Genomic DNA, 10,885 nt, shown 5'->3' with positions numbered 1-10,885 from the left:
CAGGTAGCGGCGGGCGCTGTCGGCCAGCGTCACCAGCGCGGCGGCCTGGGCGCTGCGCGGGGTCGGCGTCTCGACGACGTCGAGGGTGCGGCCGAACAGGTCGGTGGCCACGATGCTGGTGGTGCGGGCGCCGATGTGCACGCCGAGGGTGAGGAACGGTTCGTGGTTGACCTCGACGGGCACCCGCGGCCTGCCGATCGCCCCGGAGGCGGCGAGGTCGGCGCGTTCCCGCAGCACACCGGCGTCGAGCAGGGCGGTGACCTGGCGGTTGACCGTCGCGATGCTCAGGCCGGTGACCCTGGCGATGGCGTCGCGGGCGATGGGTCCGCGGGTCCGCGCGGCGCTGAACACCAGTGCGGCGGCGGTGTCGGCGACCCGCAGCGACGGGGCGACGATGTGGTGGCGGGCCAGCGGCGCCCGCTTGACGGTCGGCGCGGTGCGCACGTGGGCGCGGCGCGAGATCGGCGAGCTCGCGATGGGGGAGATCGAGGTGGGGGCGGGGGTGGCAATACTCACGGAATGTCCTCTGTCGGTCGGCTGGTGGGGTCCTTGCCACACCTGCGAATCAACGGGACGGAAGAATTGTCCTCGGCTCGGTCAGGCGCGGCGGCGCGAGCGGCGACAGCAACAACAGTGCTGCGCGGCGCTGACCTGACACATCCTGGACACGAAGTGAATCTAACACGCTGGCTAGAGTTGTTCAGATGACGACTCCCACTTCCGGCCGGCGCGTCGCAGTGGTCACCGGTGCCAGCGCGGGCATCGGTGCGGCGACCGCGAGAACCCTTGCCGCACAAGGCTTTCACGTAGTCTGCGCAGCCCGCCGCGAAGAGCTGGTGCAGGCCGTCGCCGATGAGATCGGCGGCACCGCGGCTGTGGTGGACGTCACAGACGCCGACGCGGTGGCGGCGCTGGCCGCCGGTCTGGACCGGGTCGACGTGCTGGTCAACAACGCCGGCGGGGCCAGGGGTCTGGAGCCCGTGGCCGAAGCCGACGTCGACAACTGGCGCTGGATGTGGGAGTCGAACGTCCTGGGCACGCTGCTCGTCACCCGGGCGCTGCTGCCCAAGCTCATCGAGTCCGGCGACGGGCTGATCATCACGGTCACCTCGATCGCCGCCGTGGAGATCTACGACAACGGCTCCGGCTACACCTCCGCCAAGCACGCCCAGGGCGTCCTGCACCGCACGCTGCGCAGCGAGCTGCTCGGAAAGCCGGTGCGGCTCACAGAGGTCGCACCGGGCATGGTGCAGACCGAGTTCTCGCTGAACCGGTTCGAGGGCGACGAGGAGCGCGCGGCGAAGGTCTATGAGGGCGTCACCCCGCTGGTCGCCGAGGACATCGCCGAGGTCATCGGGTTCGTCGCCGACCGGCCCTCACACGTCGACCTCGATCTGATCGTGGTGCGGCCGCGCGATCAGGTCAGCGGCGCGGCCGGGTCGCGCTTCAACCGGAAGGGCTAGCCGCCGGGGCGGTCGTTCACAGGCTGCGGGGCGCCCGACGGCACTGCGGGCGCGGTGCTGGGGATGCCCGACGGCGGCGCGGCGTCCGACAGCGCCGACATCGACTTCCACTCCTCCCACGGCACGGCCCAGTCCCAGATGTCGCCGTCGGCGTAGGACAGCTGGATCCGGGTGCCGGTCACCTCGACCGGGTCGCCGTACATCGCGGTGTTGAAGTACTGCTGTGCATCCTCGGTCGACAGGTTGATGCAGCCGTTGGTGACGTTGCTGTTGCCCTGCGCGCCCGAACTCGCCGGGTTGGCGTGGATGAACTCGCCGTTGTTGGAGATCCGCACGGCGAACCGCTCCCGGATGTTGGCGTATCCGGCGGCCGGGTTGGTCATGTAGAAGTCCTCGTACTTCTCGGTGACCACATGGATGCCGCTGCGGGTGACGTTGCGGTCCAGATCGCCCTCGCCGTAGCTGCACGGCAGGGTCATGATCGTCCCCGCGTCGGTGATGACCTCGATCTGGTGCGACGACGCCTCGGCCTTGACCAGCTGGCGGCGGCCGATGGTGAAGTCCAGCGACGAGTCCGCCGCGCCGTAGGCGTCCTGCCCGAACGGCACGCCGTAGAGCCGGGCGTCGACCCGCACGGTGGTGCCGGGGGCGAAGTACTCACGGGTGCGCCAGTGCACGCGGGAGCCGCCGACCTCGTCGGGCAGCCAGGCCCAGCTGCCCTCGGTCGGCGGGTTCGTGGTGACCGACAGCGCCCGTTCGACCGTCGGCTTGTCGTTGTCGTCGATCGACGCGTCGAACTGCAGGATGACGGGCGCCGCGATACCGACGGTCTGCCCGTCGGCCAGCTGGAACTGCCCGCTGACCTGGGTGGCCGGGTCGATCGTGCTGAAGGTGCCCTTGACCGGCACGGCCTTGCCGTCCTCGCCGACCACCGACCCGCCCCAGGTGTACGACGTCCCGTAACCCAGCGGTTCGGTGGTGCTGAACGCGGTGCGCTCCCGGTTGAGGACACCCGCGACGGGCTTGCCCTCGGCGTTGGCCAGCACCACACGCTGGATGAATCCGCCGCTCACCTCGAGGCTGACCGGGGCGGTCGGCGACACGTCGGTGGCCGCGGCCGCGGGCTCGATTTTCAGCTCGGGAGCGGCGGGCGCTTCATCGGCGGCCTCCGGTGACCCCACCTCGTTGCCGCAGGCCGCCAGGGCAGCGGGGACGACGACACCGACCGCCAGTGCGGTCAGGGCCTTCCGCCGATTCATCAGGGGCCGACCGGCTGGCCACTTCGCCTCTGCGCTCACGTGGATCCAGCGTACCTAGAGAGTGCATCCGATCAGAGTCGGCTCGGGGGTGAGTTCGATCCCGAAGGCGGCCGAGACACCGTCGCGCACCGTCCTGGCCAGCGACAACAGGTCCGCGGTCGTGGCGCCGCCCCGATTGGTCACAGCCAGCGCGTGCTTGGTCGAAAGCCGCACCGGTGCGCCGGAGCCGGGGTAGCCCTTGCCGAACCCGGCGTGCTCCACCAGCCAGCCGGCCGCCAGCTTCACGCCCTCGTCGGCGGGATAGTGCGGCACCGGGCCGTCGACGGTGGCCCGCAGCCGGTCGAAGTCCGCGGCGCTCACCACCGGATTGGTGAAGAACGAGCCGACGCTCCACGTGTCGTGATCGGAGCCGTCGTCCAACACCATGCCCTTGCGGCCCCGCAGCGCCAGCACGGCCTCGCGGACGCGCAGCGGGTCGGTCCTGGCGCCCGGTTCCTCCCCCAGCGCGGTCGCCAGTTCGCCGTACCGCAGCGGCGCGCTGCGGCCGTCCGCGTCGAGGGAGAACTCCACCTCCAGCACCACGGCCGCGGCGGAGTTCTTCAAAATGCTTGTGCGATAACCGAATCCCATCGCCTCGGGACCCACCCAGCGCTCCTCGCCGCTGCGCCGGTCGAGCAGCCGGACGCGGGTGATGGTGTCGGCGACCTCGGCCCCGTAGGCGCCGACGTTCTGCACCGGTGTCGCGCCTGCAGAGCCGGGGATGCCCGACAGGCACTCGAGGCCGCCGAGCCCGTATGCCAACGCGGTGACCACCACGTCGTCCCACGAGGCGCCCGCCTCGGCCCGCACGACGTTGTCGACCACCGTGATCTCGGTGTTGGCCACCCGCACGACGGTCAGGTCGGCCATGTCGTCGGCGAGCACCACGTTCGACCCGCCGGCGAGCACCAGAGCGTCGGCGTTCTCGGCGCTGCGCAGGGCCGCCACCAGCTCTTCGGTGCTGGTGGCGGTGACGAGCCTGCGGGCCACCGGACCGATCCGCAACGTGGTCAACGGCGCCAGCGGCACGTCGCGTTCTTCGGACTGCTGCCCCACGGGCTGTCACGGTAGCCTGGCTGGCTATGCCGCGTTCATTCGACTTGGCCACCGAATACGAGGGCACCGTCGAAGAGGTTCACCGGGCGCTGCGTGACGAGGGCTACTGGCTGTCCCGGCTGACCGATTCCGGCGCCGACGACTATTCGCTGGACGCGCTGACCGCCGGGCCGGACGGCGGCGTCACCGTCACCACCACGCAGGTGCTGCGCGCCGACCGGCTCCCGGGAATCGTCACCCAGTTCCACCGCGGCGACCTGGCGATCCAGCGCGAGGAGCACTGGGATCCGGTCACCGACGGGCGGGCGACCGGGTTCGTCAACGGCGTGATCCTCGGCGCTCCGGTCACCCTCGACGGCGCGATGACGCTGGCTCCGATACGGGCGGGCGAGGCGTCACGGCTGACCTGCAAGGCCACTGTCGAGGTGCGTGTCCCGCTCGTCGGCGGCAAGTTGGAGAACCTGATCGGCGGCCAGCTCGTCGACGTGCTGATCGCCGAGCAGCGCTTCACCACGGCGTGGATCGCCGAGAACGCCTGACCTGCGCCATACACTCGGTCCGTGGGTGCGCCCCTCGGCCAGCTGACCCGCGGCACCACCGGCTACAACCGGCTCCGCCGCAGCGACAGATGGCTGGTGCACTCGGCCCGGGTCCGCACCGCCGTCGGTTCGGCCACCGACCCGCTGGTCGTCGACCTCGGCTACGGCGCCCTGCCGGTCACCACGCTCGAGCTGGCCTCGCGGTTGCGGTCGATCCGGCCGGACGTTCGGGTGGTGGGCCTGGAGATCCATCCCGAGCGGGTCGACGCGGCCCGCCCGTCCGCCACGGCGGGGGTCGACTTCGCGCTCGGCGGCTTCGAGCTGGCCGGCCTGAACCCGGTCCTGGTTCGCGCGTTCAACGTGCTCCGGCAGTATCCGGTCGAGGCCGTCGCCGATGCGTGGTCGGCGATGCAGCGGCGGCTGGCGCCGGGCGGGCTGATCCTCGACGGCACCTGCGACGAGTTGGGCAGGCGGTGCGCCTGGGTGCTGCTCGACGCCGAGGCGCCGGTCAGCCTGACGCTGGCCTGCGACCCGTTCGCGATCGAGCGGCCCTCCGATCTCGCCGAACGGCTGCCCAAGGTGCTGATCCACCACAACGTGCCGGGGCAGCCGATCCACGCCCTGCTGGTGGCCGCCGACCGTGCCTGGGCCAGTGTCGCCGGGCACGGTGTCTTCGGGCCCCGGGTGCGCTGGCGGGCGATGCTCGGCCTGCTGCGTGAGCAGGGCCGGCCGGTCGAGCCGCCGCGGCGCCGGATCCGCGACGGCGTCCTCACGGTCCCGTGGGACCACATCGCACCCGCCGGCGCGCCACTAGGCTGACGTCATGCGGATCGCCCTGGCACAGATCGCCGCAGGCACCGACCCGGCCGCCAATCTCGAGACGGTCGAGGAATACACCGGGCGCGCCGCCGACGCGGGCGCGGAACTGGTGCTGTTCCCGGAGGCGACGATGTGCCGCTTCGGGGTGCCGCTGGCGCCCGTCGCCGAACCGCTCGACGGCCCGTGGGCCGACGGTGTGCGTGGCGTCGCGGACCGCTCGGGGATCGTGGTGGTCGCGGGGATGTTCACCCCGAGCGGCGACGGCCGGGTGACCAACACGTTGATCGCCGCCGGTCCCGGTGTCGACACGCACTACCACAAGATCCACCTCTACGACGCGTTCGGCTTCCGCGAATCACGCACGGTCGCACCGGGTTCCGAGCCGGCGATGATCGCCGTCGGAGGCTTCCAGGTGGGCCTGACCACCTGCTACGACATCCGCTTCCCGGAGCTCTACGTCGAGCTGGCCCGCCGCGGCGCCCAGTTGATCACCGTGCACGCCTCGTGGGGGTCGGGCCCGGGCAAGGTCGACCAGTGGAGGTTGCTGGCGCGGGCCCGCGCGCTCGACACCACCGGCTACGTCGCGGCCGTCGGCCAGGCGTACCCGGGTGACGAGGTCGCGGCCTCCGGACCCACCGGGGTCGGCCACAGCCTGGTCGCCTCCCCCACCGGCGACGAGCTGGTCAGCGCGGGTCCGGATGCCCAGCTGCTGCTGGCCGACATCGACCAGGAGACCGCGCAGAAAGCACGCGACAGCATCGCGGTGCTGGACAACCGCTCGGGGTCGGCTCAGTTCGGTAAGGCAGAATCGCTCGGGTGACCGATGACTGGGCCCGCCCTGCCAACCAGCCGCCCGTCCCGCCACCACCCCCACCGCCGAATCTGCCGCCGCCACCGACCGGCGGGCAGGGCTACCCGCCCCAGGGTCCGCCGCCATCGGCCGAGGACGAGCGCTCCTCCTTCGGCGACAAGATCAAGGGCCTGTTCCGCGATCCGCTGTCGATCGTGCTCGTGGTGGTCATCGTGGTCGCGCTGGTGGCCGCCGGACTGCTCGGCGGCGAGCTGTACGCCCGCAACCGCGCCGACGACGTCGTCTCCCGGGTGGTGTCGTGCATCGTGCAGGACGAGGCGAAGGCGTCGTTCGACCCGCTTCCGCCGTTCCTGCTGCAGCACATGACGGGGCACTACACCAACATCAACATCGAGACGGCGGGCAACCAGATCCGCGAGGCCAAGGGCATGAAGGTGGCCATCGACATCCGCGACGTCCGCCTCGAGGACACCGCGACCTCCGGCGGCTCGGTCGGATCACTCACGGCGAACATCACCTGGGCGGCCGACGGCATCAAACAGACTGTGCAGGATGCCATTCCGCTGTTCGGCAGCTTCCTGACGGGCGTCACCACCAACCCGCAGGGCGGCACGATCGAGCTGGAGGGTGCGCTCGGCACCATCACGGCCAAGCCGGAGGTCGTCGACGGCGGGATCGGGCTTCAGGTGACGAACCTGACCGGGCTCGGCTTCACGCTGCCCCGCGAGACGGTGCAGCCCGCGCTCGACGCGTTCACCGGCGAACTGACGAAGAACTACCCGATGGACATCACCGCCCGCAGCGTCGAGGTCACCGACACCGGAGTGACGGCGGTGTTCGCCACGGAGAACGCGCAGATGCCCAAGGGCCAGCAGGACCCCTGCTTCTCCGAGCTCTGATCCGGCGGCGCTGAGCCGGGTCAGTCCAGCGCGTCGAGCACGGCGCGCGTACCCGACAGGCCCAGCCGCGTCGCACCGGCGTCGAGCATCGCCACCGCGTCGGCAGCGGTGCGGATGCCGCCGCTGGCCTTGACCTCGAGCCGCGGCCCGACCGTCGCGGCCATCAATTCCACGGCGGCCACCGACGCGCCGCCGCTGGGGTGGAAGCCGGTTGACGTCTTCACGAAGTCGGCGTCGGCGGCCTCGGCGGCCCGGCACGCCTCGACCAGCGCCTGTTCACCGGCGAACTCGAGCAGCGCGGCCGACTCGAGGATCACCTTGAGGATGACGCCTTCGCCGACGGCCGCGCGCACCGCGGCGATGTCGTCGCGCACCGCGTCGAAGTCGCCCGCCACCGCGGCGCCGACGTCGATCACCATGTCGATCTCGACGGCTCCTGCTGCGGTCGCCAGCACCGCCTCGTGCGCCTTGACGGCGGAGAAGTGCTTGCCCGAGGGGAAACCGACCACCGCGGCGATCACCGGTCCCGGCGCCTGCGCCGACTTCGCGGCGGCCACCATCGTCGGCGACACGCAGGCGGCGTACACGCCGAGTGCGTCGGCCTCGCGCATCAGCGCGACGACGTCGGCCTCGGTGGCCTGCGGCTTGAGCAGGGTGTGGTCGACGAGTTCGGCCACCGCGTCGCGGGTCCAGGCCATCAGAACGGCTCCAGGGTGCCACCCGGATTGCAGCCGGCGGCCATCATCTCCTCGCCGGTCACCTCCGGACGCCACGGCTCGAGGTTCCAGCTCACCTTGCCGGGTTCGGCCATCTCGGCGAACTGCCAGTGGCAGATGAACTGTTCGCGCATGCCAGGAATCGCGGCGTCCGGGGACAGCGCGAGCACCTCGGCCCACGCCACGTCCGCAGGCGCGGAAGCGGCCTGTCGGCCGGACGGCGTCGGGTAGACCCGCAGGCTGGACAGGTCACCCCACTTGGCCCACTCGACGTGGTCGACGTACGGCGGAGCCGGGACCGGGTTGGCCGCCGCCGTGGGCAGCACGGTGAACACGGACGCGAGGATGCTGAGGGCCGCCAGCGCGGCGGTGACGACGGGTCGCACGGGTCAGCGCGACTTCCCTTGGATCTCCAGGATCTTGGGCCGTACGTCGACGAGGTAGACGCCGGCGGCGCAGGCGCAGATCGCGGCGCCGAACACATCCTGCAGCAGGAGCAGCAGCAGCACGCTCACGCCGAGGATCGCCAGCCACACCGGCTTGGTGAGCTTGCCGGCGGCGGGGTAGGCGTCGGTCCGCTGGATCGCGGCGTGCACGAACGAGTAGACGCCCACCACCAGGACGACGAGGACCAGGGCGAAAGAGATGACGCCCGCTAGGTCGGCAAGTATCACCTCACCACCCTAAGCGGGCGCCATCCGTGCGTCGAATTACTTCTGTGTGACCTTCTTGGCCGGAGCCTTCTTGGCCGGAGCCTTCTTGGCCGGGGCCTTCTTGGCGGCCGGCGCCGGGGCGGTCTTCTTGGCCGGGGTGGGGGCAGGCGCCTTGACGGCGGCCTTCTTCACCGGCTCCGAGGCGCTCTCGGTGCGCTTCGGCAGCTCGACACCCACCAGCTTGGCGGCCCGCTCACCAACGGCGCGGGTCTGCGTGGCCACGTTGCCGAGCGCCTCCTGGGTCAGCTCGACGGCCTGGTCGGTGATCCCCTCGACGCGGTTGGCGGCGTCCTCGAGGGCCGGCTGGCTGCGGAGCCGCTCGAGTGCGGCCTCGCCACGCTCGACGAGCTTCACGTAGGTGGTCTGCGCGGCGTCGGCGTACCCCTCGGCCGCCTTGCGCAGCTCTTCGGTGGTCAGCCGCTCGCGCAGCTCACCGACCTGTGCGGGAATCTCTTCCTGCAGCTTGTTCAGCCGGGCGCGACGCTCCTCGAGACGGGCGTTCGCGTCGGTGCGGGCGTCGCCGGCACGGTCACGCAGGCTGGCCACGATCTCGTTGACGGTGGCGAGCGCCAGGTCGGCGGCACCCACGGCCGCGAGCAACGGCGCCTTCAGGTCTTCGATGTCGAGGTTCTGCTGCTGGTTCTTCTCGGCCATGTCGTACTTCCTTTCAGGATCTGTCTTCATTCAGATGTGTGGTTCTCAGGGGCGGATCTGTTCTCAGTCAGTCGTCGGCTCCCCTTCCGCCGGGAGCTCCGCAGCCTCGTTCTGCTGAACGAACGAGGAGTAGATGTCGAGCAGGACCCGCTTCTGCCGCTCGTTGATCGCCGCGTCGTTGACGATGGCGTCGCGTACTTCGCTGGTCTCGCTCGGCTCGAGGATCCCGGCCCGGACGTAGAGCACTTCGGCTGACACCCGCAACGCCTTCGCGATCTGGTTGAGCACGTCGGCGGACGGTTTGCGCAGTCCCCGCTCGATCTGACTGAGATAGGGATTGCTGACGCCGGCCTTCTCGGCCAGCTGCCGCACCGATACCTGGGCCGCTTCGCGCTGACTCCGGATGAAGCTGCCGATGTCCTGCGCGGCGGTGGTCACGACCGCGGCAAGATTTTCATCCTGCTGCATGGTCTCAGCCCCCTCCGTGCGTCGGGTATCCGATTGGTGTCGGAATCAACCGTACGACGGAGTGCTAACTTTTGCAAGCACTAGCTAGCGCAGGTCAGAAGAGTAGCTGGGCTATCGAGTAGATGACGAGGCCCGCCAGCGAGCCCACCACCGTGCCGTTGATACGGATGAATTGCAGGTCGCGGCCGACGTGCAGTTCGATCCGATCGCTGGCCTCCTCGGCGTCCCACCGCTCGATGGTGTCGGTGATGATCGTGGTGATCTCCGCCCCGTATTCGGCCACCAGGTGTTGCGCGCCCCGCACGATCCAGTTGTCGACCTTGCGGCGCAGATCGACGTCGTCACGCAACGACTCGCCGATGCGGATCACCGAGTCCGCGATGCGACCCCGCAACGTCGACGACGGGTCGTCCACCGACTCGAGGATGATCCGCTTGGCCGCCGTCCACGCGGTCTCGGCCGCCCGCGTCACCTCGTCGCGGGCCATGATCTGCTCTTTGACGTTCTCCGCGCGCTGGATCGTCGCCGCGTCGTGCTGCAGGTCGTTCGCGAACTCGAACAGGAACTTGGTCGCCGAGCGCCGCAGCTCGTGGTCGGGATTGCGGCGGACCTTGTCGGTGAAGTCCATCAGCTCGCGGTGGATCCGGTCGCCCACCAGGTGGTCGACCCAGCGCGGTGACCACTGCGGCGAATCGCGCTCGATGACGCGCTCGATGATCTCGCCCGCGTTGAGCGACCACTGGAACGCCCGGTCGGCCAGCAGCTGGATCAGCGCCTCCTGCCGCCCCGCCACGAGCAGCTCGTTGAGCACCCGGCCCACCGGCGGCCCCCACTGCGGCTCCGCGACGCGCTTGACGATCATCTTGTCCAGCACCTGCTGGACGTCCTCGTCGCGCAGCATCTCCACCAGCACCCGCAGCACCGTCGACACCTCCGCGGCGACGCGGGCGGCGTTGACGGGTTCGGCGAGCCACTTGCCGGTGCGGCTGGCCACGTCAGCGGAGCGCAGCTTGGTCTCGACGTTCTCCGGCGACAGGAAGTTCTCCCGGACGAACATGCCGAGGCCCTCGCCGAGCTGGTCCTTCTTGCGCTTGATGATCGCGGTGTGCGGGATCGGGATGCCCAGCGGGTGCTTGAACAGGGCGGTGACGGCGAACCAGTCGGCCAGCGCGCCGACCATGCCGGCCTCCGCGGCGGCCCGCACGTAGCCCACCCACCCCGGCGCACCGTGGGACTGCGCCCACGTGCACACCAGGAACAAGACGGTGGCCCCGAGCAGGAATCCGAGCGCGACGGCCTTCATCCGGCGCAGCGCGCGGCGGCGTTCGGCGTCGGCGGCGGAGTCCGCGCCGGCGAGCGCCGCGGCGAAACTCGCCTTCTGTGCCACCGGTGCCGGTTCGACGTCTGCTCTATGTGCCACCAATCCATCATGGGCCATGCCGCCATGTA

14 protein-coding genes are annotated in these 10,885 nt (G+C 70.5%); 5 read left to right on the top strand and 9 right to left on the bottom strand.

All coding sequences use genetic code 11. The annotated features are described in order from the left end of the window. Nucleotides 1-462: winged helix-turn-helix transcriptional regulator (locus tag Q2100_RS11640; protein ID WP_407667611.1), on the bottom strand; the 462-nt coding region annotated here is incomplete at its 3' end. A 242-nt stretch (nucleotides 463-704) separates the two neighbouring features. On the opposite strand from Q2100_RS11640, the gene Q2100_RS11635 reads away from it, so the two are divergent. Then, entirely contained in the window at nucleotides 705-1,463 is a 759-nt protein-coding gene (locus Q2100_RS11635) for an SDR family oxidoreductase (protein WP_302914178.1), read from the top strand. Here Q2100_RS11635 and Q2100_RS11630 read toward each other — a convergent pair. Further along, nucleotides 1,460-2,722 carry a L,D-transpeptidase gene (locus Q2100_RS11630; RefSeq protein ID WP_302914177.1) on the bottom strand — a complete coding sequence of 421 codons (1,263 nt, stop codon included), beginning with the start codon at nucleotides 2,720-2,722 and terminating at the stop codon, nucleotides 1,460-1,462. The two genes, Q2100_RS11635 and Q2100_RS11630, sit on opposite strands and share 4 nt — an antisense overlap. Nucleotides 2,723-2,776: 54 nt before the next feature. After that, complete coding sequence (locus Q2100_RS11625) at nucleotides 2,777-3,817, bottom strand: UDP-N-acetylmuramate dehydrogenase (RefSeq protein ID WP_302914176.1); 1,041 nt, start codon at nucleotides 3,815-3,817, stop codon at nucleotides 2,777-2,779. A 26-nt stretch (nucleotides 3,818-3,843) separates the two neighbouring features. Between Q2100_RS11625 and Q2100_RS11620 the strand changes: the two genes are divergently transcribed. From Q2100_RS11620 to Q2100_RS11605, 4 genes are read left to right on the top strand one after another with little or no spacing between them, the layout of a single operon-like run. Continuing rightward, the gene (locus Q2100_RS11620) at nucleotides 3,844-4,356 is read left to right on the top strand and encodes a DUF2505 domain-containing protein (RefSeq protein WP_302914175.1); all 513 of its coding nucleotides are present in this window, start codon (nucleotides 3,844-3,846) and stop codon (nucleotides 4,354-4,356) included. Nucleotides 4,357-4,377: 21 nt separating this feature from the next. Continuing rightward, the gene (locus Q2100_RS11615) at nucleotides 4,378-5,175 is read left to right on the top strand and encodes a class I SAM-dependent methyltransferase (protein WP_302914174.1); all 798 of its coding nucleotides are present in this window, start codon (nucleotides 4,378-4,380) and stop codon (nucleotides 5,173-5,175) included. A 4-nt stretch (nucleotides 5,176-5,179) separates the two neighbouring features. Then, nucleotides 5,180-5,995: a carbon-nitrogen hydrolase family protein gene (locus Q2100_RS11610; protein WP_302914173.1), complete on the top strand. Its 816-nt coding sequence runs from the start codon at nucleotides 5,180-5,182 to the stop codon at nucleotides 5,993-5,995. After that, nucleotides 5,992-6,885, top strand: coding sequence for an LmeA family phospholipid-binding protein (locus Q2100_RS11605; RefSeq protein WP_302914172.1), 894 nt, complete (start codon nucleotides 5,992-5,994; stop codon nucleotides 6,883-6,885). Before Q2100_RS11610 ends, Q2100_RS11605 begins: the two co-directional genes overlap by 4 nt. A 20-nt stretch (nucleotides 6,886-6,905) precedes the next feature. On the opposite strand, the gene deoC is transcribed toward Q2100_RS11605, so the two are convergent. The 6 genes from deoC to Q2100_RS11575 all read right to left on the bottom strand — a co-directional run bounded on the left by deoC (nucleotide 6,906) and on the right by Q2100_RS11575 (nucleotide 10,874). After that, the gene (gene deoC / locus Q2100_RS11600; protein WP_302914171.1) at nucleotides 6,906-7,583 is read right to left on the bottom strand and encodes a deoxyribose-phosphate aldolase; all 678 of its coding nucleotides are present in this window, start codon (nucleotides 7,581-7,583) and stop codon (nucleotides 6,906-6,908) included. Beyond that, nucleotides 7,583-7,987, bottom strand: coding sequence for a DUF2599 domain-containing protein (locus Q2100_RS11595; protein WP_302914170.1), 405 nt, complete (start codon nucleotides 7,985-7,987; stop codon nucleotides 7,583-7,585). Before Q2100_RS11595 ends, deoC begins: the two co-directional genes overlap by 1 nt. A 3-nt stretch (nucleotides 7,988-7,990) precedes the next feature. Next, complete coding sequence (locus Q2100_RS11590; protein WP_264013091.1) at nucleotides 7,991-8,275, bottom strand: DUF2516 family protein; 285 nt, start codon at nucleotides 8,273-8,275, stop codon at nucleotides 7,991-7,993. Nucleotides 8,276-8,311: 36 nt separating this feature from the next. Next, nucleotides 8,312-8,968, bottom strand: a complete 657-nt coding sequence (locus Q2100_RS11585) for a heparin-binding hemagglutinin (protein WP_264013090.1) — start codon at nucleotides 8,966-8,968, stop codon at nucleotides 8,312-8,314. A 63-nt stretch (nucleotides 8,969-9,031) separates the two neighbouring features. Beyond that, on the bottom strand, nucleotides 9,032-9,436 hold the full coding sequence (locus Q2100_RS11580; protein WP_264013089.1) for a helix-turn-helix domain-containing protein: 405 nt from the start codon (nucleotides 9,434-9,436) through the stop codon (nucleotides 9,032-9,034). A gap of 94 nt (nucleotides 9,437-9,530) precedes the next feature. Beyond that, nucleotides 9,531-10,874, bottom strand: coding sequence for a DUF445 domain-containing protein (locus tag Q2100_RS11575; RefSeq protein ID WP_302914169.1), 1,344 nt, complete (start codon nucleotides 10,872-10,874; stop codon nucleotides 9,531-9,533). Nucleotides 10,875-10,885: the final 11 nt, after the last annotated feature.

This window comes from Mycolicibacterium arseniciresistens, assembly GCF_030519285.1.
Classification (GTDB): domain Bacteria; phylum Actinomycetota; class Actinomycetes; order Mycobacteriales; family Mycobacteriaceae; genus Mycobacterium; species Mycobacterium arseniciresistens.
The sequence above is the reverse complement of the archived record's forward strand: the minus strand, read 5'-3'. Positions and strand labels throughout refer to the sequence as shown.

What these genes read in the sequence shown, in the direction of transcription:
- Q2100_RS11635 (WP_302914178.1), top strand. Translation starts at nt 705, where the DNA reads ATGACGACTCCCACTTCCGGCCGGCGCGTCGCAGTGGTCACCGGTGCC.
- Q2100_RS11630 (WP_302914177.1), bottom strand. Translation starts at nt 2,722, where the DNA reads ATGAATCGGCGGAAGGCCCTGACCGCACTGGCGGTCGGTGTCGTCGTC.
- Q2100_RS11620 (WP_302914175.1), top strand. Translation starts at nt 3,844, where the DNA reads ATGCCGCGTTCATTCGACTTGGCCACCGAATACGAGGGCACCGTCGAA.
- Q2100_RS11610 (WP_302914173.1), top strand. Translation starts at nt 5,180, where the DNA reads ATGCGGATCGCCCTGGCACAGATCGCCGCAGGCACCGACCCGGCCGCC.
- deoC (WP_302914171.1), bottom strand. Translation starts at nt 7,583, where the DNA reads ATGGCCTGGACCCGCGACGCGGTGGCCGAACTCGTCGACCACACCCTG.
- Q2100_RS11585 (WP_264013090.1), bottom strand. Translation starts at nt 8,968, where the DNA reads ATGGCCGAGAAGAACCAGCAGCAGAACCTCGACATCGAAGACCTGAAG.
- Q2100_RS11580 (WP_264013089.1), bottom strand. Translation starts at nt 9,436, where the DNA reads ATGCAGCAGGATGAAAATCTTGCCGCGGTCGTGACCACCGCCGCGCAG.
- Q2100_RS11575 (WP_302914169.1), bottom strand. Translation starts at nt 10,874, where the DNA reads ATGGCCCATGATGGATTGGTGGCACATAGAGCAGACGTCGAACCGGCA.